The organism is Petrotoga sp. Shatin.DS.tank11.9.2.9.3 (assembly GCF_003665005.1).
Lineage (GTDB): Bacteria > Thermotogota > Thermotogae > Petrotogales > Petrotogaceae > Petrotoga > Petrotoga mobilis.
The window spans coordinates 371,722-394,156 of sequence record NZ_JGVT01000003.1 but is presented as its reverse complement, the minus strand read 5'-3'; the positions used below and the strand labels follow the sequence as shown (position 1 = coordinate 394,156).

At 34.9% G+C, this 22,435-nt stretch carries 17 protein-coding genes and 2 tRNA genes; 15 read left to right on the top strand and 4 right to left on the bottom strand.

The window, feature by feature from the left end; genetic code table 11:
• Nucleotides 1-8 precede the first annotated feature (8 nt).
• The 6 genes from BZ25_RS03720 (at nt 9) to BZ25_RS03695 (ending at nt 6,790) form a co-directional block, all read left to right on the top strand.
• The gene (locus BZ25_RS03720; protein WP_103065437.1) at nt 9-1,091 is read left to right on the top strand and encodes an AAA family ATPase; all 1,083 of its coding nucleotides are present in this window, start codon (nt 9-11) and stop codon (nt 1,089-1,091) included.
• Between the two features lies 1 nt (nt 1,092).
• Nucleotides 1,093-2,277 carry a VWA-like domain-containing protein gene (locus tag BZ25_RS03715; RefSeq protein ID WP_012209249.1) on the top strand — a complete coding sequence of 395 codons (1,185 nt, stop codon included), beginning with the start codon at nt 1,093-1,095 and terminating at the stop codon, nt 2,275-2,277.
• Nucleotides 2,278-2,295: 18 nt separating this feature from the next.
• A complete protein-coding gene (locus BZ25_RS03710; protein WP_012209248.1) occupies nt 2,296-2,682 on the top strand; it encodes a YbaB/EbfC family nucleoid-associated protein in 387 nt (128 codons plus the stop codon).
• A 98-nt stretch (nt 2,683-2,780) separates the two neighbouring features.
• A complete protein-coding gene (gene gap, locus BZ25_RS03705) occupies nt 2,781-3,785 on the top strand; it encodes a type I glyceraldehyde-3-phosphate dehydrogenase (protein ID WP_012209247.1) in 1,005 nt (334 codons plus the stop codon).
• 69 nt (nt 3,786-3,854) lie between these two features.
• Entirely contained in the window at nt 3,855-5,822 is a 1,968-nt protein-coding gene (gene tpiA, locus BZ25_RS03700) for a triose-phosphate isomerase (RefSeq protein WP_012209246.1), read from the top strand.
• 122 nt (nt 5,823-5,944) lie between these two features.
• A complete protein-coding gene (locus BZ25_RS03695) occupies nt 5,945-6,790 on the top strand; it encodes a GNAT family N-acetyltransferase (RefSeq protein WP_012209245.1) in 846 nt (281 codons plus the stop codon).
• On the opposite strand, the gene BZ25_RS03690 is transcribed toward BZ25_RS03695, so the two are convergent.
• Entirely contained in the window at nt 6,780-7,115 is a 336-nt protein-coding gene (locus BZ25_RS03690) for a hypothetical protein (protein WP_012209244.1), read from the bottom strand. The genes BZ25_RS03695 and BZ25_RS03690 overlap by 11 nt on opposite strands.
• Before the next feature lie 307 nt (nt 7,116-7,422).
• Here BZ25_RS03690 and BZ25_RS03685 point away from each other — a divergent pair, with 307 nt between their 5' ends.
• The 6 genes from BZ25_RS03685 to BZ25_RS03660 all read left to right on the top strand — a co-directional run bounded on the left by BZ25_RS03685 (nt 7,423) and on the right by BZ25_RS03660 (nt 16,888).
• Complete coding sequence (locus tag BZ25_RS03685) at nt 7,423-9,099, top strand: peptidylprolyl isomerase (RefSeq protein WP_158584844.1); 1,677 nt, start codon at nt 7,423-7,425, stop codon at nt 9,097-9,099.
• A 68-nt stretch (nt 9,100-9,167) separates the two neighbouring features.
• Nucleotides 9,168-9,626, top strand: a complete 459-nt coding sequence (locus BZ25_RS03680) for a QueT transporter family protein (protein WP_012209242.1) — start codon at nt 9,168-9,170, stop codon at nt 9,624-9,626.
• Nucleotides 9,627-9,631: 5 nt separating this feature from the next.
• Nucleotides 9,632-11,020 (top strand): pyruvate carboxylase subunit B, encoded by a 1,389-nt coding sequence (locus BZ25_RS03675; RefSeq protein WP_121515237.1) that lies wholly within the window; start codon nt 9,632-9,634, stop codon nt 11,018-11,020.
• Between the two features lie 183 nt (nt 11,021-11,203).
• Nucleotides 11,204-12,406, top strand: a complete 1,203-nt coding sequence (locus tag BZ25_RS03670; protein WP_121515236.1) for a maltose ABC transporter substrate-binding protein — start codon at nt 11,204-11,206, stop codon at nt 12,404-12,406.
• A gap of 115 nt (nt 12,407-12,521) precedes the next feature.
• Nucleotides 12,522-14,276, top strand: a complete 1,755-nt coding sequence (locus tag BZ25_RS03665) for an ABC transporter permease subunit (RefSeq protein WP_121515235.1) — start codon at nt 12,522-12,524, stop codon at nt 14,274-14,276.
• Nucleotides 14,276-16,888 carry an ABC transporter permease subunit gene (locus BZ25_RS03660; protein WP_121515234.1) on the top strand — a complete coding sequence of 871 codons (2,613 nt, stop codon included), beginning with the start codon at nt 14,276-14,278 and terminating at the stop codon, nt 16,886-16,888. The genes BZ25_RS03665 and BZ25_RS03660 overlap by 1 nt, the downstream gene beginning before the upstream one ends.
• A gap of 90 nt (nt 16,889-16,978) precedes the next feature.
• Here BZ25_RS03660 and BZ25_RS03655 read toward each other — a convergent pair whose 3' ends face one another.
• The 3 genes from BZ25_RS03655 to BZ25_RS03645 form a co-directional block, all read right to left on the bottom strand.
• Nucleotides 16,979-18,640: a nucleoside kinase gene (locus BZ25_RS03655; protein WP_103065427.1), complete on the bottom strand. Its 1,662-nt coding sequence runs from the start codon at nt 18,638-18,640 to the stop codon at nt 16,979-16,981.
• Nucleotides 18,641-18,688: 48 nt separating this feature from the next.
• Nucleotides 18,689-18,763: transfer RNA gene (locus tag BZ25_RS03650), tRNA-Gly, on the bottom strand.
• Nucleotides 18,764-18,773: 10 nt separating this feature from the next.
• Nucleotides 18,774-18,850: transfer RNA gene (locus tag BZ25_RS03645), tRNA-Thr, on the bottom strand.
• A gap of 264 nt (nt 18,851-19,114) precedes the next feature.
• Here BZ25_RS03645 and BZ25_RS03640 point away from each other — a divergent pair.
• The 3 genes from BZ25_RS03640 to BZ25_RS03630 all read left to right on the top strand — a co-directional run bounded on the left by BZ25_RS03640 (nt 19,115) and on the right by BZ25_RS03630 (nt 22,427).
• Entirely contained in the window at nt 19,115-19,531 is a 417-nt protein-coding gene (locus tag BZ25_RS03640; protein ID WP_012209236.1) for an OsmC family protein, read from the top strand.
• A gap of 32 nt (nt 19,532-19,563) precedes the next feature.
• Complete coding sequence (locus tag BZ25_RS03635; RefSeq protein WP_012209234.1) at nt 19,564-20,373, top strand: Mrp/NBP35 family ATP-binding protein; 810 nt, start codon at nt 19,564-19,566, stop codon at nt 20,371-20,373.
• A gap of 62 nt (nt 20,374-20,435) precedes the next feature.
• Nucleotides 20,436-22,427 carry an alpha-amylase family glycosyl hydrolase gene (locus tag BZ25_RS03630; protein ID WP_121515233.1) on the top strand — a complete coding sequence of 664 codons (1,992 nt, stop codon included), beginning with the start codon at nt 20,436-20,438 and terminating at the stop codon, nt 22,425-22,427.
• Nucleotides 22,428-22,435: the final 8 nt, after the last annotated feature.

The following is a 22,435-nucleotide window of genomic DNA, read 5'->3' as shown; positions in this document are numbered from 1 at the left end:
TACAACAATTGAAACCATCAACGGTAAAATACCTATCAAAAAAAATAATGGCTTCTGGAGAAATACCTCTCTTATGGGGGCATTTTGGTGTCGGTAAAACGGATATAGCTAAAGAAATAGCTCAAGAGACTGGAAGAGAATTGATCATATTGGTCATCTCTCAGATGGAACCCGGTGATCTAATTGGACTCCCTTCTAGGGACGCAGAAAAAACGGTCTTTTTAAAACCTGACTGGTGGCCTAATAAAGATGAAGTAATAATAATGATCGATGAAATAAACAGGGCACACAGATCGATAAGAAATGCTATCATGCAATTATTGATAGACAGAAGAATACATAATCATATATTACCCGCTGGAGCATGGATCATGGGAGCCGCCAATCCTCCCGATGAAGAGTACGATCAAGTAGATTTGATAACCGATCCTGCCTTCATGTCGAGATTTTTTCATTTAGAATTGTCTCCTGATGTTGACGATTGGGTAAACTGGTCTAATCAAGAGCAAGTAAAAGGTGAAGTTATTTCTTTTATCAAAGAATATCCTGAATATCTTTCTTCCGATAATATTGTATCGATGAGACTCAATTTAAGACCCAGTCCCAGAAGTTGGTATAAATTATCCAACGTTTTATCTAATTTATCTGAAGATGATATGAAAAAATATGGTTACGTCATTGCTGCTTCAATAGTTGGATCCGAAGCAGCTAGATCGTTTTTATCTCATTTGGAAAATAAAGTTGAACTACCAAACCCAAAAGATTTACTAATCGAGGGCAAAAATCTTGAAAGAATCGAGAAATTGACCAATGAAGAAAAAGTAAGTCTTATTTTGAGAATAAATAATTATTTTGAATCATTAAATGAAGAAGAAATGGAACAATTATTATCTGATGGCGATCAAAAAACAATCGCAGAAAATGTAAAGATCATAAGTGAGGTCATACCTAAGGATGCTATGTTCTCCGTATTAAGATTTCTAAACGAAATGGTAGAAAAAAATAAAGGATTAAAAAAAGCCTTTTACGACAAACTTTTGGAAGAAATTGCCATTAAACTAGGAGATTCCACTTGGATGGAAGGAATTTAGAATGGATGATATACTTCAAAAGGCTTGGATTGAACTGGAAAAAGAAAGCTTATTTTTTTCTTACTTGAGGATGAATTTTGATTCAATGCCAACCACTTCAGTAAGAACTATAAAGGTTTCAATAACAGCTCAAGGGAAATTTAGATTGTTGTATAATCCAAACCGTTTAAAAAATATTGGTTTAATATTAACCAAAGGAATTTTAAAACACGAAATTTACCATATAATTTTTGGACATATATTCATAAAACCTAAAAACAAAAGGGAAAGAGGTATTTGGGATTTAGCAATGGACGCAGCGGTAAACCAGTATATCAGAGAATTAGATGTATTTGCAGAACCTTTAGATGTAATGGTAGCCGAAGGACATGCCCCAGACAACGAATTCTTTTTTGTTACCGCTCCCATGAACCTCTTAAATAAAACGGCAGAAGAATACTATAGATACGCAATGGATTTGTTGGAAAAAAACAAGATGATCGATATAGAAGAGATATTAGAAAAAAGAGAGAACAATCTTGACTCACACGACTTTTCATCAGATATTCCAGAAGAAATGGCTTTTGATATCGTAAGTGAGTTTGTTACAAAAGCTTACGACAAAAGCAAAGACAATCTTCCCGATGGTATAGAATTAGCAGTTTCTCTTATGGTAACAAAACCTTTCTTTAACTGGGAAACAATGTTAAGAAGATTTTTTGGTAGTTCTATTATCGTTGAAAAATATAGGACCCTAATGAGACCAAATAGAAGATATGAGGATCAACCAGGTTGGAGATCAAAAATGGGACCAAATATTGCAATAATCATCGATACAAGTGGTTCAATTATAGAAGAAGAATACAATGCTTTTTTCAGTGAAATAGAAAATATTGCAAAATCTCTCGGTGGAAAAGTAACCCTAATTCAAGCAGACAGTCATATCCAAAATATTATGACCTATCACAAAGGGAGCTGGAAGGAACTAGTTTTAAAAGGTAAAGGGTCAACTGACATGCAACCCGCAGTTGATTACGTTGAGGAAAATTTAAGACCAGAAGGCATAATCATATTCACAGACGGTTGGGTTGAAGTACCAAATGTACAAAGGAGGATCCTCTTTATCTTGTCAAAAAAACACAACCCCGATTTTATAAATAATGTGATAGAATATTATGGAAAGAACAGTATTGCAATTATCAGCTAACCGTTAGGAGGAATATTTATGGCCAAAAAAATGAAAAGTTTAGGTGGAAGATCTCTTTCTAAAAAGACCGGCAGCAAAACCGATATGAACAAAATGCTTCAAGAAGCGCAAAGGGCACAAGTTGAAATGCAAGAAGAACTAGATAAGCTGGATGAAGAGTTATCCAACGTTGAAGTAGAAGCCACCGCAGGCGGGGGTGTAGTAAAGGTTGTGGCAACATGCGATATGAGAATAAAAGATATAGTTATATCTGAAGAAGTTGAAGATGAAGATATAGACACCTTAAAAGATCTTATAATAGCTGCTTCAAATGAGGCGATAGAAAAGGCTAGCAAACTTAAAGAGGAAAAAACTAACGAGATTTCACAAAAATTCTTAGGAACTCTGCCTAACTTTGGGGCTTAAAAAAATTAACTTTTTCTTTTCAAAAAAGCATAATTTCATGTGTACAATAAAAGTAAGAGAAAAAAATAACAAACAATTTAACAGGAGGTGTTTTATAAGTGGCAGTTAAAATAGGGATAAACGGTTTTGGGAGAATAGGTAGATTAGTTTTTAGGCAGTTAGTTGAAAACCCAAACTTTGAAGTAGTGGCGATAAACGATCTTACAGATTCAAAAACTTTAGGGACACTTTTAAAATACGATTCCGTTCATGGAAAATTCAAAGGAACGGTGGAGGTAATTGATAGCGGTTTAAAGGTCAACGGGAAAGAGATCAAGGTTTTGGCAGAAAAAGATCCCGCCAACCTCCCATGGGGTGAATTAGGTGTTTCAATAGTTATCGAATCTACAGGTGTATTTGTAAGTAAAGAAAAGGCTTCTGCACACCTAAAAGCTGGTGCTAAGAAAGTTATAATCACCGCTCCAGCAAAAGGTGAAGTAGATGCAACGGTAGTTATGGGAGTTAATGACGATGTAATCACTCCTCAGATGGAAGTTATTTCAAACGCATCTTGTACAACCAACTCAATTGCACCAGTTATTAAGGTACTAAACGACAAATTAAAAATTAAAAGAGGTTTGTTAACCACCGTTCATTCATTTACAAACGATCAAAGGGTTTTAGACTTACCTCATAAAGATTTGAGAAGAGCAAGAGCAGCGTCTCTAAATATTATCCCAACGACAACCGGGGCTGCTAAAGCTGTTGGATTAGTAATTCCAGAACTAAAGGGTAAGTTAGATGGAATGGCTTTGAGAGTTCCCACTCCAGATGGATCTATTAGTGATTTAACTGTAGAAGTGGAAAAACCAACAACCGTTGAAGAAATAAACAAAATGATGAAAGATGCCGTAGAAAATGAATTAAAAGGTCTCTTTGAATATAGTGAAGAACCAATTGTTTCTTCTGATATTGTTGGTTCAACTGTTGCAGGAATATTCGATGCTACATTAACTAATGTAATTGATGGAACTTTTGTTAAAGTGTGTGCCTGGTACGACAACGAAAATGGATACTCATCAACCGTTGTCAAATTGACTGAAAAATTAGCTAAGATGCTGTAATTGCAATCAAAAAGAGGGGATTTAATCCCCTTTTTCTTTAAAAGAAATGTGAATATAGGGGGTGTCAATATGGAAAAATTAACTATAAAAGACGTAGATCTTAAAGGCAAAAAAGTCATAATGAGAGTTGATTTCAACGTTCCTATAAAAGATGGAAAAATAACCGATGAAACAAGAATCGTAGCCGCTCTTGACACAATTCAATACGCCTTAGACAAAGGAGCAAAAGTAATATTACTATCTCACTTAGGCCGTCCCAAAGGTGAAAAGGACCCTCAATTTTCTCTAAAACCCGTAGCCGATAGATTAGGTGAGCTATTAAATAATAAAGTTTATTTTGTAGATGAAACCAGAGGACCAAAAGTTGAAGAAGCTGTTTCAGAGTTAAAAGAAGGTGAAGTATTAGTTCTTGAAAATACAAGATTTGAAAAAGGTGAAACAAAAAACGATCCTGAACTGGCAAAATATTGGGCTTCTTTAGCTGATCTTCATGTTAATGATGCTTTTGGAACGGCTCATAGAGCACACGCTTCAAATGTTGGAATCGCGGACTATATACCAAGTGTTGCAGGATTTTTGATGGAAAAAGAGATCGAATTTTTACAAAAGGCCGTTGAAAACCCTGAAAAACCGTATGTAGTAATCCTGGGTGGTGCTAAAGTATCCGACAAAATAGGGGTAATAAATAATTTGTTAAATAAAGCCGATAAGATTTTAATCGGCGGAGCAATGATGTTTACTTTTTTAAAAGCTTTAGATAAAAAGGTTGGTTCTTCATTAGTAGAGGAAGATAAACTCGATGTTGCAAAAGAAATTCTAGAAAATGCTAAAGCAAAAGGCGTTGAGATTGTTTTACCTATTGATGCCGTTATCGCTCAAAAAATAGAAGCAGGTGTTGAAAAGAAAACCGTAAAAATAGATGATGGAATTCCCGAAGGTTGGATGGGCTTAGATATAGGACTTGAAACCGTATCTTTATTTAAAGAGAAAATTTCTGATTCCAAAACGATCGTTTGGAACGGTCCTATGGGAGTTTTTGAAATAGATGATTTTGCTTTTGGTACCGAAGAAGTAGCAAAGGCAATTGCAGAAGTAACTAAAAAAGGTTGCATAAGTATTATAGGTGGAGGAGATTCTGCGGCTGCGGCAGAAAAATTCGGTTTGGCTAGCGAATTTTCACACGTTTCAACTGGTGGAGGAGCCTCTTTAGAGTTTTTAGAAGGTATAGAATTGCCAGGTATCTCTTCAATATCCGAAAAAAAAAATCTGAATGAAAGAATATTCATTCTTGCTGGAAATTGGAAGATGAACAAGACAAACGCGGAAGCAGCTGAATTTGTCTCAAAACTAATAGGACAGATAAAAACTCAAGATAAGTTTGAAGTTATTGTTTGCCCGCCTTTCACAGCTCTTGAAAAGGTAAGGGATATCACAAGTACTTCTAGTATAAAAGTAGGTGCCCAAAATGTTTATTACGAGGATAAAGGTGCTTACACAGGCGAGATCTCAGTTAATATGTTGAAAGATATAGGAGTAGAATATGTAATTCTTGGCCATTCCGAGAGAAGGCACATCTTTCAAGAAAGCGATGAACTCATAAACAAGAAGCTCAAAAAGGTATTAGCATCAGGTTTAAAACCCATACTGTGTGTAGGTGAACAGCTGGAAGAGCGTGAAAAGGGTTTAACGTTCAACGTTGTAGAAAGACAGATTAAAGAAGCTCTTTATGGTTTAACAGAAGAAGAATCAAAAAAGATCATAATCGCCTACGAACCCGTATGGGCAATCGGAACAGGCAAAGTAGCAACACCCAACCAAGCTCAAGAAGTTCATAAGTTTATCAGAGACCTTTTGAAAGATATCTTCAATGAAGAATTCGCTAAAAAAACTACAATACTTTATGGTGGAAGCATAAAACCAAACAATTATTTGGGCCTTTTTGGTAAACCAGATATAGACGGCGGTTTAGTTGGAGGTGCCTCATTAACACAAGAATTTGTAGAGCTTGCCAATATTATGAAATCAATCATCGAATAAGCCACCTTACAGGGTGGCTTTTTTTCATATTTTTCTTTTTTTATGTTAGAATTGTACATAGTAGAGATTTCGTAAAATTGGATAGTATGGTTTGATCTGTGAAAAGGAAGGAGGGGGGAACGATGATTACTTACGAATCACTAAAAAATGTTTCAACGAGCGTTGTTATCGAGCTCGTAAATGAAGTATTTAAAGACTATGTTTTTCCAGTGAATTGGAATTTGGAAAGTTTTGAAAAAGATGTGAAAGAAAACTCTATTTCCATAGAAGATTCTTTTATAGCTCTTTCTGACGGCATACCTGTAGGTTTTAGTATTATATCCATACGAAAAGATGTTGGAAGAATCGACTCATTTGGAGTAAAAGAAGAATTTAGAGGAAAAGGGTTGGCTTCTGAAATCATCTTTCGAACAATTGAAACATTAAAATGGAAAGAGATAAAGAAAATAATCTTAGAAGTTGCCCAAAGTGATTTAAGGTCTATAAGATTTTATAATAAGCATGGTTTTAGGGCAACAAGGGAGCTGGCTTCTTTTTTTAAAGAAAAAGATAACTCATCAAATGCTCATTTCAAATACGAACAAACTACTTCAGATGTAATCCATGAAATGGCAATAGAAGCAAAATTTAGATTTAAGAGAAAACCAAATTGGCAAAGAGAACCTATAACCATAAAACTTAGTGAAAACAGATACAACTATGAAATCATCTCCGACAACAATAAGAAATGCGGCTATGTTGTGTGGGGATTCAACAAAGATAATTGTTACATAGTCGATGCCTCCCCTGTTGAAGAGGGTTACACCTTCGACGCAATAATTGAAGATATCTCATCTAAACTTTTTGAAATAAAAGATAGAATTGTTTTAGTCTCAGTTCCAGAAGATGATCCGTTGTACAAAGCTTTAATTGACAATAATTATTCTATATTTATAAAACAAATAGAAATGGAAAGAATCATTCATTGATTAATTTAGGCTCTATTTGAACAAATTCATCGATATTCAAATTGTCGTTTATAGATACGAAATAATAAGATTTATAACTTTCTTTTGTCTCTAATTTCACGTTATGTTTTTCTTTTCCAGCCTCAAGTGTAAAAATAAGCTCATTTCCATTTTTTATTAGATCGTGAGATAATAACTTTTCACTAGTAGATTTTAGAGCGTATAAGACAAAAAATAGATGTTTGTTTCCTCTTTTGTAGCTAATTTCAGTTTCTAATTGAGGCAGTTGATCATTGAATTTGTGGTATAAAGTTTTCATTATCAGTTTCTCTTTTAATGGAATCAATACAATCCCTCCCTCCTTTAGGTAGGTTAATCTACTCTTAACTAGAAAGTTATATAATTTTCATTCTATTATACCACATATAAAAGAATCAGCCAAATTTTCTAGCATAATTTTTAAGCTTCTTTTAATTATTAACAGTTATCATGAAAGTATTGCTATTCCTTTCCTTATTGGTGGGGATCGGTGGAAGGGCAAAAAAATCCTTTTCCTTATGGGCGGGCTGCGGGGCGAAGGGGCGCTAAAACAGGTTTTAGAGTTTTTGAAGTCAGTATATCGTATAAAATTATCAAATCAGAGGAGGTCCAAGATGAAAAAACTTTTAGTAGTATTTGGTATTCTAGTAATTCTCTCTGTATCAATATTCTCAGAATCAGTGGCATATTTAACTTCACAGGATGGGGAACAAATTCACGAATCTTATTTTTTGGAATTGGATCAATTGATGGGGGAGTATCACAATACATTATTGAATATGTTGAGTCAAAACCCCCAATACGATCAGTATTTTAACAAACCATTAGATCTAATAAGTATAACTGATGTTTTAATGGAATACAAAGCCATGGAAAAGTTTTTAAACGATAATGGGATAACGTTGGATGCAACGAAAATTTCCCAAGAAACAGATCAGATGTACAGTCAATACATGGGAAATGAAAGCACAAAGCAAATTTTCTTAATGTTTTTTGAAAAAGAAGAATATTTTCGTGGTTTCGTTAGCAGCCTAGTGTATAGAAATGAGGTAATTAACGAATTAAGAAATTATTTTTCCAATTTCTCAGAAGTAGAACTATCAACCTATGTTTCGGATAACCTAGAAAATTTCAAAAACGAATTTGATACAGTTAAAATCAGTAGAATTGTAACAGTAGATGAAAGTACAGCCAATAACCTTAAATCTGAGATATTGCAAAATAATATCTCTTTCACTGACGCAGCTTCAAAAAACTCTGTAGACGCTCAAACAGCATCAGTTGGTGGATTGGTTGGATGGGTAAAACGTGGAGATATTTCTGAAAATATATTTGAAGCTTCACTCTCTTCAACTCCTGGAGAAATAATCGGTCCATTAAGTTCTCCGTTGGGATATGAAATAGTGAGAGTTGAAGACAAAAAGATATATGAAACAGCGGATGAGTTATTAGCAGACGAAGATATAAAAAGTCAATTGACTGCTAGTTATGTGGATTATCAGATCAACAATTGGTACGGGCCATACATATCTAACTACGATTTTGTAATTTCATACGAACCCTTGGATATAGCATACGATATTTATTATGCGCAATCTTTTGAAGACTTAGCAAATGTTGAAAAGAAGTACCGTGAAGCTATATTAAACGATAATGAGTTACCTGAAGAATGGTATGTCTCTTATATTTTCACTGTGGAAAATCTACTTCCTATGAAAATTTCTCAAAAAAATGATTTTGAAAGTTATTTGAATATAGCTCAATCCTATCCAGAATTTCTAGGATATAGCAACGATGAAATAAATAATCAAATAGAATATTATACCCAAATCAAAGACACCACCGAGTCGACAGATCTCCGTAACGAAGCCTCCCAAAAAGAATTTGCTTTAAGGGAAATTGCATATTTACAAGGTACCTATGGAGTCTTCACAGAGCCAGAAATTCAGAGCAAATACAATGAATTAACAAACGATGTAGAACAAATGAATGTAGCCTTGGAAAATTCTCTTGTGGCATTAAGAGAAGTGAATCCAGATTCCATAGAGATTATAGGAAGATTATATCAAGTAAAACCTGACGATCCTAATGTAGCTTTTGACTATTATGCAACTGTTTACTCCTACATTTTAGAGTATTATAATTCAACAGGTGACATTGAATCTGTAAGACAAGATTTGGAAACAATAAAAGGTACCTTAGATTCATTAAATACAGAAAGCCTTGATGAAGAAAGATCTAATCAAAGGCAGCAAATACTCGAGAATATAGATCTACTTTTAAATCAATAAAAACTTTAATTTAAAAATAATCTGGTAGAGTTGAAATACTTTACCAGATTTTTCATTTTGGAGGAGATATGAGTTCAATAAGGATCGTTAGAGCCTCTTTAATAGCGGCATTATATGTTGTTCTTTGTATTATATTTCAACCTATCAGTTTCGGCCCTATACAGGTTAGAATTGCTGAAGCTTTTGTGGTTCTGACTTATCTTGATCCTGCATTTATTCCAGGAATCTACGTAGGTGCACTGTTAGCAAATATAATAGGTGGTTTGGGTGCTTGGGATATCTGGTTTGGAAGTTTATTGACCTTGATAGCAGGAATTATAACTTGGAAGATGCCAAATGAGTATTTAGCTCCTCTTCCTCCCATATTAATTAACGCCTTTGGGGTGTCTGCTTATGTCGCCCCATTGTATGGAGTACCGTATTTCTTTTCTGTACTTTGGATAGGAGTCGGAGAAGCTGTTGCAACGTATATTATAGGGCTTCCAATTTTAAAGATTTTTAAAAGAAATTTTTACAAAAGGAGTTGAATAAGATGAATAAAAAACCATATATAGTTGATACAACTTTAAGAGACGGGCAACAATCTTTAATAGCAACGAGATTAAAAATGGATGATTTTGAAGATCAATTGACAGACTTCGATCAAGTTGGCTATTATTCTATGGAAGTATGGGGTGGGGCTACTTACGATTCATGCATAAGATACCTCAACGAAGATCCATGGCAAAGGCTAAAAACCATAAGAGCGAAATTAAAAAATACCAAAATCCAAATGCTTCTAAGAGGGCAAAATTTAGTTGGATACAGAAATTATGCCGATGACGTGGTAGAATTATTCGTTAACAAAGTAGCTGACTACAGCATGGATATCATAAGGGTTTTCGATGCTTTAAACGATATTCGTAACTTGGAAAAGTCTATAGAGGTTGCAAAAAAAAGAAATATTCATGTTCAAGCAGCTATATGTTATACCGTTAGTCCAGTTCACAATTTGCAGTACTATTTAAATTATACAAAAGAATTAGTGGAAAGAGGCGTCGATTCAATTGTTATAAAAGATATGGCGGGATTGTTAAAACCAAAAGATGCCTATGATTTGGTAAAAGAAATCAAGAAGAAATTCAACATCCTTGTTGATATTCATTCTCACGCAACCACTGGTCTTGCTTCTATGGCTTATTTCGCTGGAGTAGAAGCTGGAGCAGACATTCTGGATTTAGCGTTGAGCCCTTTTGCTAACGGTACCTCAGAACCAGCGGTCGAACCTTTTGTCTACACCTACGACTTAGATCTAGATACAAAAACAATAATGAAATTGGTTGAATATTTTTGGAAGGTAAGGTCGAAATACAGTGAGTACGATGTCAAGATGGAATCAATAGATGCCAGAATATTAAATGCTCAAATCCCTGGAGGTATGCTTTCTAATTTAGTTTCTCAACTAAAGTCACAAAAGGCTGAAGATAAATTAAGCGATGTTCTACAAGAAGTACCTAAGGTTCGAAAAGATTTAGGATATCCCCCTTTGGTAACCCCCACTAGTCAGATCGTAGGAGTTCAAGCTGTTTTAAACGTATTAACTGGTAAAAGATATTCAATGATAACTAACGAAGTAAAAAATTACTTGAAAGGCCTCTATGGAAAACCACCTGCCCCAGTAGACGAAGGATTATACAAATTAGCATTAGGCAATGAGAAACCCATAGACTATAGACCAGCAGATGATTTAGAACCTGAGCTAGAAAAAGCGAAAAAGGAAATAGGCATATTGGCTCAGAATGATGAAGACTTATTGACCTACGTTTTATTCAAAGAAGTTGGTAAAAAATTCTTGAAAAATAATTACGTTCGTTCACTTAACATTGACCTAAACCTGGCAGAAAGCTTTCAGAATGAAGATACAGCAATTTATCCTGTTTAAATTTTTGAGAAAAATATCGAAAAACTGAGATTTTTGCTCTTAATCGGAAATAATTCTTGATAATCACCTTTAACCGGATTTAATCGCCAATAATCCCGATTTGAAATTGTATCCTTTTTTGTTATAATTAGTTTAGTAAAAACGTTTCCATAAGGAAAAAAACACTCAAAAGGGGGTATCAAGATGAAAAAAGGCTTAATTTTAACTTTGGTAATGTTGGTAGGAGTCCTCTCACTATTTTCACAAACGTTAACCGTGTGGTCTTCTGAAAAACAGGTAGATTTCGTAAAAAGGATCGGTCAAGAGTTTACCAGGGATACTGGAATAAATGTTGACGTCCAAATGGTTACTTTCGGTGATATCAAGTCAAAATTCCTAACCGCAGCACAGGCAGGGGAAGGTCCTGATATAATAGTTGGAGCTCACGACTGGGTTGGTGAATTGGCACTAAATGGTTTACTTGAACCTATTCCACAATCTGCTATTGAACTTGACAAATTTGCTCCATCAGGAATTCAAGCATTCACCTATGAAGGTAAGTTGTATGGATTACCCTACGCTATAGAAGCAGTTGGTTTATTCTATAATCGTGATTATGTAAGCGATGAAGAAGTTCCAACAAATATAGAAGAGCTAAAGGCATTAGCTAAAGAGTTTACCACTGATGAAACAATTGGATTTGCTGTTACTGCAAACGATTTTTACCATGTTTACGGTTTCTTTAGTGGATACGGTGCATATGTTTTTGATTATGATCCTAGAACAGGTTACGATATAACCGATCTTGGGTTGAACAATGAAGGAGCCATAAACGCTGGACATCTCTTGAGGAGTTTCTTCGAGGAAGGTATAATGCCACAAGGTATGAACTACAATATTATGGATTCCATGTTCATGGATGGTTTGGCAGCTATGATTATAAACGGTCCATGGGCTGTAAAGGCATATTTGGATGCAGGTATAGATTTTGGAGTTGTTCCACTAACAAGTATCGAACTTGAGCCAGGTAAAACGATGAAACCATTTGTTGGTGTACAAGGATTGATGATCAATTCTAGGTCTCAAAACAAAGCGTTTGCTATGGAATTCATTATTAATTACTTAGCAACAGCTGAAGGAATATATGAATTCTATATCGCTGATCCAAGATTGCCGGCACGAAATGATGTTTCTTCGATAATTGAAGAACAAGGTGGACCAGTTCCTGCTGACATAGTTGCTGCCTTCACTGAAAGTGCTGCAGGTGGAGAACCAATGCCAAATATACCAGCAATGCAATCTGTATGGCAACCTATGAACGATGCTCTAAACAATATTATAAACGGGACACAAACACCTGAAGAAGCACTCAATGATGCTGTATCAAAGATAAAAGCTGCCTTGTAATTTATTGTACTTTAAATGATCTTTTAAGATTAAAATATAACAAATTTAACCAACAAAAAGGGGAGGTTATCTCCTCTCCTTTTTTTTAAAGCACAAATTTATGGGAGGGGCACTCATGAATAAATTCACTACGTTTTTAATATGGATATTCATTGCCGTGATGAATGCACTTCTTGTATGGGCGATACTTCTTCTATTCATACTTGCCAACTATGGATTAGGCATAGTTATAAGTATTTTTCTTGTTTTTACGGATTGGGCAATTTTTTCTAAAAAAGCATACCCATACAGATATACTTTACCTGCTTTGTTTTTTCTCTTCATTTTAACTATATATCCAATTTATTATACGATAGATACCTCATTTACAAATTACGGTACGGGACATTTATTCACTAGAACTAACGCTATAGATACTCTTCTCACAGATCCGACGTACTACTTTGAACCAGAAAATCCTAAAACCTATGATTTCAAAGTATTTGTAAGATACGATGAGCAATACAAACCAACCGAAGACTTTTTATTACTTTTATATGACGAAAACAATATGTATTTATCTGAAAAACCTGTAACTTTAGAATACGATTCAAGAGGTAACCTAATATACGCAGAATCTGAATTGTTCCCAGTCGAAAATGACGAGGTAAACGTAAACGATACAACTTACACACTGATACGCCCTACTGAGAGTTTAGGAACCAATGGTAGTGATTCAATAATAGCCATTGAAAAAGATAGTGGAATCAGATACTCTTATTTTTACTCTCCTGTTGATCCACTTACCTCTACAAATTCAGCATTTTACAATTCTGTGCTGAGACAGAATTATTTAAAATCTTTAAATTTGGTATTGCAAGATCAAAATCTACGTCTCTCCAGTTCAACAGTATTCAGAAAGTTCTCGGAAGCCTATAGAGTTTACGATACATCGGTTAAAGTTATAGTTGACGGAGAAAGAGAGATATACAAAACGGTTGTAGTAAACACCCTAACCAACAAAGAATTAGTTGAAAGAGACTCAGCCTTTTGGGATTACAATGAGAATGGGGAATTGTACAGATTGATGGGATACAAAGACTATATAGGTGGGGAAAACTTTGCAAAAATAATAACTGATCCTAGAATCTCTGGACCATTTTTTAAAATTTTTGGTTGGACTTTTGCCTACGCAGGTTTAAGTGTTTTGTTTACTTTCGTAGTAGGACTCGCATTTGCCTTAGTGCTAAATGATGTAAACCTAAAAGGAAAAATAGTTTACCGTACTTTATTGATAATCCCTTGGGCGATACCTGCCTTTATTTCTGTTTTGGTTTGGAGAAATGGATTCTTCAACGAAACTTACGGGATTATCAACAGATTCATCCTTGGAAACTTAGGGATAGAACCTGTAAAATGGCTGAACGATCCATTTTGGGCAAAAGTTGCGATTTTGATAACCAACACTTGGCTGGGATTTCCTTACATGATGACTATAAACCTCGGTTCCTTACAAAGTATTCCAGGGGAGCTATACGAAGCAGCAGTTATAGATGGCGCAACCAGATGGAAACAATTCAGGCAGATCACGTTACCACTTTTGATGGTTGCTGTTGCACCGTTGCTCGTTATGAGTTTTGCCTTCAATTTTAACAATTTTACATTAATATATCTACTTACAGGTGGTGGACCAGCAATGGCAGGAACTAATACCCCTGCAGGTTCGACTGACATTTTGATCTCATACGTGTATAAATTAGCCTTTGAAGGATCACAGGGTCAAGATTTTGGTTTTGCCTCTGCTATTTCTATGATCATATTCGCAATAATAGCCGTGTTTAGCTACTTTAACTTTAGATTCTCGGGTTCCTTTGAAGAGGTGAGTAGATAATGGCAATGATCGAAAAGAAAAATTACACTTTAAGGCATATCATACTAATAATCTGTATTGTAATCATACTCTTTCCCCTTGTATGGTTGATTTCTACATCGATAAGAAGAGATAATGCTGCTTTTTCACCAAAACTGTTTTCGAACAGATTGACTGTAAATAATTATAAGGATTTAATCCTTCAAACTCCAAATGTCCCAGAATTAATAAATGAACTCAATGCTCTAAGTTCGTACATTGGAGAGTATAGTGGACTATCTACTGCAGAAGCACAAAACAAAGCAACGAAGTACATAACCAGCTTGGAAGAATACTTTGCCGAAACCCAAAAGAACTTTGATGATTTAGAAAGCTCGTATGATGAAATATTTACAATTTACGAAACTCAGTATAAAGACCAGTTTTATAACGAGATAAACAACATAAGAAAAGAAGATTATCAAACCTTCCAAGAAGAGTTAAACACAGTATTAAGTCTATCCCAAAGCATGAAGATAGACGTTGACACTACGCAATTACAAACGTTGTTAAGTGAGTATTTTACTCAAAGAAAAGAAATAATAACTAACTTGGAAAACAGTTCTTTGAATAAAGACAGCGAATACTATATAGAAACAGTAAATACGATACTACAAATACCTCTTAAAACTTCTGCTTGGAGGGTAAGAACATATAGGAGATGGGTGCAAGAAGAGCCCGAAGCTGAAAGGTTTGAGGAAAGCATTTTATCATTGTCTGAAAGATGGAGTTCAATTGAAACAGAAATAGAAAATATCCAAAATAGTATTCAAATTCAAGCCAACGAATTATACGGGGAGTCTATAAATCAAGTATCTCAATTAGAAGCAGAATTAAACGATATAAACTCACAAATATCCCAAATCAATTCACAACAGGCACTTTTAGAAAGGCAAAATAGTGAAATATACAACAGTCTATCTGCTCTTTTTGATATATTCATAGTAGAAAAAGAAAGATTAGATGCTGCCTATAACATATTAAGTAGACAAGACTTAACGAATGTAGAAGGAAAGACACCGTTATTTGGGGAAGATAGATCTTTTTACGATAACGTTCAAAAATTTTCGCAGGCAATTCCTTCAGCTTACAAAGATTTAAATTCTATAGAAATGTTCATAGAAAATGGATTTGTAGAAACGCTCGAGCTTTTCACCGAAGTTTATCTATTTCTAAGCGATAATTTCACAAAAATATACGCTATAAGAGATTCAACATCAATTTCACCGAGCTATCAAGCTGCAAAAAGCTCAACTCTAAAACTCTCTGAAAACATAGACGAATTGCTCCCATTAACATCACAATACAATGCAAACACTCAACAGTTAGCACAATACAGTGCTCAATTAAATACTTTAAGAGAGCAAAAAAACGAAATTCAGACCACGCTTAGTCAGATTCAACAAGAAAATGAAGAGATTTTAACTAACTTAGAAAAAGTACAAAATCTTCCTTTTTTGTTGGTTTATATGGAAAGTTCCGACCAAGAAATAAGTAACAACTTTGAATCGGTGAATTACGCATCTTTCATGAGCTCGAATTATTATCCATATTTCAAGCCGGATCGTAACAGATACGTATTAATGAATTGGTACAGCAACCTATTGGAATCTAAGCAAAGATTTGACACTGGAAGAGAAACGCTGACGGTTATCCAAAATCAAATGGAAGAAAACCTTAATATATTCAAGACCAATCTCAATGAATACCTTACTTTGAATCAAGGTGGTAACGTAACTACTATAGTACCGCTTTCAGAGATTCAAACACTTTACAACACACAATACGGTAAGGCTTCGGCTGATATAGCTCGTGCTTCAAGGATAGTTAGTGATCTATCCAATTATACAGAATACTCCGAGTTAAAGTCCAAACTTAGGAATATTGATAAAGATCTTTACTTGTTGCAAGAAGATTGGTCAGCAAAAGTAAGGAAACCATTCATGCGCTGGCTTCTAAATTCCATAATAGTAGCCGGTATAACCTCAGTATTAACAGTTTTAATAACATCGGTTGCGGCTTATCCATTCTCAAGGATGAGATTTGTAGGAAGAAAGCAGGGATTATTCTTCTTGATGATAATTCAGATGTTCCCAGGAGTAATGTTTATGATTGCGATTTATGGCATATTGAAATTTATGGGTGATAACTTTGGAGTATTTGGTTTGGATTCCTTGGATGGATTGATCTTTGCATACATGGGAGGAATTGCATACAACATGTGGTTGTTCAAAGGTTACTACGACACTATTCCAGACTCTTTGGAAGAATCTGCAATGATCGATGGTGCTACAAGGTTCCAAACCTTTTGGAGGATTGTTTTGCCTCTATCTTTACCAATAATAGCGGTTGTTATGATACTTACCTTCATGAACATATTCAACGAGTTTGTCATGGCAAGAATAATATTACAAAGCGAAGCAAATTATACCTATGCCGTTGGATTACAAACCTTCTCCACAGGACCTTATGAAACAGAGTGGGGATTGTTCACCGCAGCCTCGCTATTGGGTGCAGTTCCGATGATTATTTTATTTTTGTCTCTCCAAAAATGGATAATAGGAGGATTAACACAAGGTTCTGTAAAGGGTTAATATTTATAAGAAAAGAAAAAGGAGACATGCAAATCACATGTCTCCTTTTTTTTAACAAATTACTGGGGCTGCCCGCCCACCTTTTTTAAATCAATATCTAAAAGCACTTTTGCCTATGAATTCTCTTATTATTGAAGTTTTGGGTATTTCTTCGAGTTCTGTGATTGGAAGAAAGTAATCCAAAAATCTCAGTAACCTTTTAGCTTCTGTATATTCAGGATGAAAGTTATCAATGCTTAGCAATAAAGGTTCTGCAAATAATTTCAAAACAGACAGCTCGTAAACTAGGTGAGAATTGAACATAATGTCTGCTTCGTCCTGAAAAGGAAATATGTTTTTATGTTCGCCTTTCACAACCGAAGGCCAAATTTTTAATGTATCTTCGGCGGAATAACCTCTAAAGTAATAATCCCTCACTAACCTTCTTATAAGTCTAGTATCCGTTGTAGGAATTCTATCCATACTGTCTAAGTTCATTTGAGTTAAAGAACTCACATAGATTTTGAATTTTTGGTCTTTTGAAATAGAAGCGGTTAAAAGCTCGTTCAAACCATGTATTCCTTCTATAATAATAGGTTGATTTTCTTTTATTTTCAAGGGTTCATCTCGCCAAAATCTTTTACCAGTTTTGAAGTCGAATTTTGGGAGGGTAACTTCTTTCCCGTTTATCAGATCAACCATTGTGTCATTAAACAATTCTAAATCTAACGCATTTATGCTTTCAAAGTCGTAATTACCATTTTCATCCCGCGGGGTCTTCTCTCTTTCCAAGAAAAAGTCATCCAACGATATTGAAATAGGCCTTAATCCATGCACTTTAAGATGTAAAGCAATTCTTTTGGCACTTGTAGTTTTCCCTGAAGAAGAAGGTCCAGCTATCGTTATCAGTCTTACACTTTTTCTATTCACTATTTCATCAGCTATCTGTGCATATTTTTTTTCGTGTAAAACTTCTGCTACTCTAATTATATCTCTTACTTTTTCGGCACCTTGAGAGATTATGGAGTTTAATTCTCCTACAGTTGTTATTTCCATAATGTCCAACCAGTTTTTGTATTCTTCGAAAGTTGCAAATAATTTTGGTGAATAACTATAATCTGGAACAAAGTTGTGAAAACTATTTGTGGGGTGAATTATAACGAAACCCTTTTCTACCTTTTTCAATTTGAACTTATTGACATATCCAGTTGAATAAGGAAGATATCCGTAAAAATAGTTAAAATATTTATCAGCATAATATATATTAACGGTACTTTTCTTTCGGTATTTGAAAAGTAAGGCTTTATCTTCTTCTCCTATATCCGTAAACATTTTTATAGCATCGAATTTATCAATGGTTTTCTTTTCAAATACTATGTCTTTTTCAATGATTTCTCTCATCTTGTTTTCTAGTAGCAATAAATAATCTTCCGAAGGTTCTCCAGATTTAAATTCGCAATACATGGCATCGTTGAGAGTGTTATTTACATAGAACTTATCTTCTGGATTGATTTCTTTTAGGGCAATATACAAAACAAAGAAAAGCCCTCGCCTATAAATACGCACTCCATCGGGTGTTGTAATGTCGCAAAATTGTATACTTCCACTTTTAGGAACTTTGCTGAACAATTCCTTAATGTCGTTGTTGAATTTTACGTATAAAACCATTTTTCCAGAAGATTTCTCGAATTTTTTAGCTATATCAATGAATTTGGTGTTTTCATCTGCGTAGTATACTTGTCCAGATTCAACATCTGTCAGTTGAAAACTCATTTTAACTTTCTCCTTTCAGAAAATGAAACCCGGGTTTAACCCGGGTTTTGGAGCGGATAATGGGATTCGAACCCACGACCCCTTGCTTGGCAAGCAAGTGCTCTACCGCTGAGCTATATCCGCACTGATTTGCTGGAGCAGGTGATGGGGCTCGAACCCATGACCTCCGCCTTACCAAGGCGGCGCTCTACCGACTGAAGCTACACCTGCATTGTCAAGATAAATTATACTATATTTATATTCTTTCGTCAAGTCAATATGCTTTACTATCAAATTAGCTAAAATAAATAGGTAGCTGAAAAAATCTAAAAATTTTAAGACATTACATCTCAAAATTAAAACCTATAGAAACTTAATTTCAACTTATTAATCACTTTTTCATGATATAATTTGATACAAGAAAGATTTAAATTTAGTATTTAGGTGGGCAGCGGGGCGAAGGAGAGTTATAAAACTATAATGGAGGTTTTAACGATGACAGAATTTTTATTGCAAAACACACACGGTAGTCACTTTTACATGAAAACACCTTCTGGTCATGATATTCATGTAGACGCAGATCCAGAGAACCTTGGTTATGACTCGGCTGCAAGGCCCATGGAGTACTTAATCGCTGGTTTAGGCGGATGTACGGGAATAGATGTAGTAACGATTTTGGACAAAATGAAAGTAAAGTACGATGCCTTGAACTTGAGAATATTAGCAGAAAGAAGTGAGGAGCATCCCAAAAAATACACGAAGATTCATATAATTTACGAATTCAAGGGAAAAGATCTACCCATGGATAGATTACAAAGAGCTGCTCAACTTTCACAAGAGAAATATTGTGGAGCAACCGCCACATTTAGAGGTTCCACAGAGATGACCTATGAAGTAAAGATTATTGAGTAAATATAAGAACAATAATCGATAGGAGGAGTAAAATGGCTGACCTAAAGGAAAGGAAAGATAAGGCTTCTAAAAAACTCGAAAATATTGATAACGTTATTATGGTTATGAGCGGTAAAGGAGGAGTTGGAAAAACCACTGTTGCGGTGAATTTAGCGGTTGCTCTGGCTCTAGAGGGTCGAAAAGTAGGGCTTTTGGATATTGATTTACATGGTCCTGATGTAGTAAGAATGTTGGGGGGGAGAGAAGCCAAAGTTTCTGCTGTTGGAGGAGAAATACTACCCCCTGAAGTACACGGAATAAAAGTTATTTCTATTTCCCAATTTTTAGATAGCGACAATGAGGCTATTATCTGGAGAGGTCCTTTAAAAACAGGTGCTATAATGCAATTTATTGGTGATGTTGCTTGGGGTAAATTAGACTATCTAATTATCGATGCACCTCCAGGTACGGGAGATGAACCTTTAACAGTTTTCCAAAACGTGGAAAAGATAAAGGGTTCTTTGATCGTTACTTCACCTTCTGTCGTTTCGCAAGACGACGTAGAAAGAGCTATTAATTTTGTGAAAAAAATGGATAAGCAAATTATCGGTATAGTTGAAAATATGTCTTATTTTATCTGCCCAAATTGTAAAACTAAACACTACATTTTTGGTGAAAACGGCGGAAAATCTTTAGCAGAAAAATACAATTTAGAATTACTTGCACAAATTCCTTTGGATTCAACCGTCAGAGAAAACATGGATGCAGGTAAACCCGTTGCTTATTTCGGAACTCCAGAAGTAACAAATGTCTACGTTAACTTGGCAAAAAGGGTAATAGAAAAAGTAGAAACAATTAGTTAATAAGGTATAGGATTACTATCTGAAGTCAGAAAACTTTTTTCATTGATAGGGGGGTTACTTTCATGAAGAAAGCATTATTCGTTGTCATGATACTTACTTTTGCTGTTGTTTCTTTTTCTGTTAGCACTACGTTTTTATACTCGAAAGAAGCAACTTCTGTTTATTTAGTTGCCAGTTTTAACAACTTTGAGCCTATTGCCATGGAAAAAAGCTTCACCGGACTGTGGCGTTACAATGTTGATTTAGAACCTGGTGAATACCTGTATAAATTCATCGTAGATGGAAAAAGAACGATAGATTTTTCAAACGAGGATATAGAAACCTATAACGGTGAAATCTTCAATGTACGCACCGTTCAGGAATCATTTGTTTTTCCAAAAGTTGGCGATGGCTCAGTTAAAAAGGTTTATTTCGATAACGAAAGAAGATATATAAATCCGGTTCAAAAGGGCGAAATATATCTTTCAATAGAATTCGAAAAAAATGATGTTGAAGACGTTGAACTACAAGCCAACGCATCCTCCATACGAAAATCTGTAATAGAATCAAGCAACACCATCATTTATAGGTTCCACGTATTTACCGAAGCTGAAGTTTTAAAGTATAGATTTTTGATCCACGATAGCGAAGAAATAATATACGGTTTCAACGGAACAGAAGAGTTTTTTGAATTCGACTTTAATCATCCTATAATTTCATATTTTGATATACCAGAATGGTCGAAAGGAAGGATCTATTATCAAATATTTCCTGATAGATTCAGAAATGGTGATACTTCCAATGATCCACAAGGAACCTACAGTTGGAACGGTCCACATAATAGAAATTCTCTTTCTTTTGGTTTTTATGGTGGAGATCTGCAAGGGGTCATTGACTCAATTGATCATTTAGAATACATTGGTGTGGAAGCCATCTACTTCAACCCCATTTTTGAAGCTCAGACTCCCCATAAATACGATACAACAAATTATTTAAAAATTGATGATTCTTTTGGAGACGAAGAAGTCTTTTCTAATATGCTAGAGGCGTTACATGAGTCAGATATCAAAGTAATCTTAGATGGCGTATTTAATCATACAGGAACAGAATTCTTCGCGATGAAAGAAAACTTTCTCAAACAAGAAGAATCTGATTATTTGGACTGGTACTATATTAAATCATTCCCCATCAAAAAATCTACAGAAAGTTACGAAGGTTGGCATGGGTACGCTGATCTCCCGCAATTAAACAATGAAAATCCTGAGGTGAAGGCATACATAAATCAGGTAATTGGTAAATGGATGAGTTTTGGTATAGATGGTTGGAGAATGGATGCGGTTGATCAACTCCCTGAAACTTATTGGTCAGCTCTTTACGAAAACATTAAAAACATAAACCAAGAAGCCCTAGTTGTCGGAGAATTTTGGAGAGATGCCACTTCTTATTTTGAAGATCCAAGTTTCGACTCTGTAATGAATTACATCTTCAGAGATGCGGCTATCGCATATGCCAAAGGTGGAAGGGCTATTAACTTTGTTAATACCACTAACGCATATATAGACAAATATCCACCACAAGTGTTGCATGGGTTATGGAACCTTTTGGGTTCACACGATACTGAAAGAATTCTAACTGCTCTCGGTGAAGATACACAACGAATGAAATTAGCTGTCGTACTTCAAATGACGTTTATAGGGTCACCTCTAATATATTATGGTGATGAGATAGGCATGACGGGGACCACAGATCCATTTTGCAGAGTTCCATTTTACTGGGATGATAGTAAGTGGAATATGGAAATTTTAGACTTGTACTCTCAGTTGGCGGAATTAAGAAAAGAAAGTGATGCCTTGAGAAAAGGTGATTATACAGTACTGTATGCAGATGAAAGTGTTCTAATTTATGAAAGACGCTATCAATCAGAGAATGTCATAATTGCACTAAATTCTAAAGATTCACAAATTGAAATTGAGTACGATTTGAACGGAAGTTACAGAGATATCTTAACTGGAGAAAGCTTTAATACCATAGAAAAAATGCCAGGTAAAAGTTTTCTTGTACTTGTTAGCGAGTGAAATTGGAG

What these genes read in the sequence shown, in the direction of transcription:
- BZ25_RS03680 (WP_012209242.1), top strand. Translation starts at nt 9,168, where the DNA reads ATGAGTTCAATAAGGATCGTTAGAGCCTCTTTAATAGCGGCATTATAT.
- BZ25_RS03685 (WP_158584844.1), top strand. Translation starts at nt 7,423, where the DNA reads ATGAAAAAACTTTTAGTAGTATTTGGTATTCTAGTAATTCTCTCTGTA.
- BZ25_RS03630 (WP_121515233.1), top strand. Translation starts at nt 20,436, where the DNA reads ATGAAGAAAGCATTATTCGTTGTCATGATACTTACTTTTGCTGTTGTT.
- BZ25_RS03670 (WP_121515236.1), top strand. Translation starts at nt 11,204, where the DNA reads ATGAAAAAAGGCTTAATTTTAACTTTGGTAATGTTGGTAGGAGTCCTC.
- BZ25_RS03695 (WP_012209245.1), top strand. Translation starts at nt 5,945, where the DNA reads ATGATTACTTACGAATCACTAAAAAATGTTTCAACGAGCGTTGTTATC.
- BZ25_RS03710 (WP_012209248.1), top strand. Translation starts at nt 2,296, where the DNA reads ATGGCCAAAAAAATGAAAAGTTTAGGTGGAAGATCTCTTTCTAAAAAG.
- BZ25_RS03660 (WP_121515234.1), top strand. Translation starts at nt 14,276, where the DNA reads ATGGCAATGATCGAAAAGAAAAATTACACTTTAAGGCATATCATACTA.
- BZ25_RS03675 (WP_121515237.1), top strand. Translation starts at nt 9,632, where the DNA reads ATGAATAAAAAACCATATATAGTTGATACAACTTTAAGAGACGGGCAA.
- BZ25_RS03635 (WP_012209234.1), top strand. Translation starts at nt 19,564, where the DNA reads ATGGCTGACCTAAAGGAAAGGAAAGATAAGGCTTCTAAAAAACTCGAA.
- BZ25_RS03640 (WP_012209236.1), top strand. Translation starts at nt 19,115, where the DNA reads ATGACAGAATTTTTATTGCAAAACACACACGGTAGTCACTTTTACATG.
- BZ25_RS03665 (WP_121515235.1), top strand. Translation starts at nt 12,522, where the DNA reads ATGAATAAATTCACTACGTTTTTAATATGGATATTCATTGCCGTGATG.
- tpiA (WP_012209246.1), top strand. Translation starts at nt 3,855, where the DNA reads ATGGAAAAATTAACTATAAAAGACGTAGATCTTAAAGGCAAAAAAGTC.
- BZ25_RS03715 (WP_012209249.1), top strand. Translation starts at nt 1,093, where the DNA reads ATGGATGATATACTTCAAAAGGCTTGGATTGAACTGGAAAAAGAAAGC.
- BZ25_RS03655 (WP_103065427.1), bottom strand. Translation starts at nt 18,640, where the DNA reads ATGAGTTTTCAACTGACAGATGTTGAATCTGGACAAGTATACTACGCA.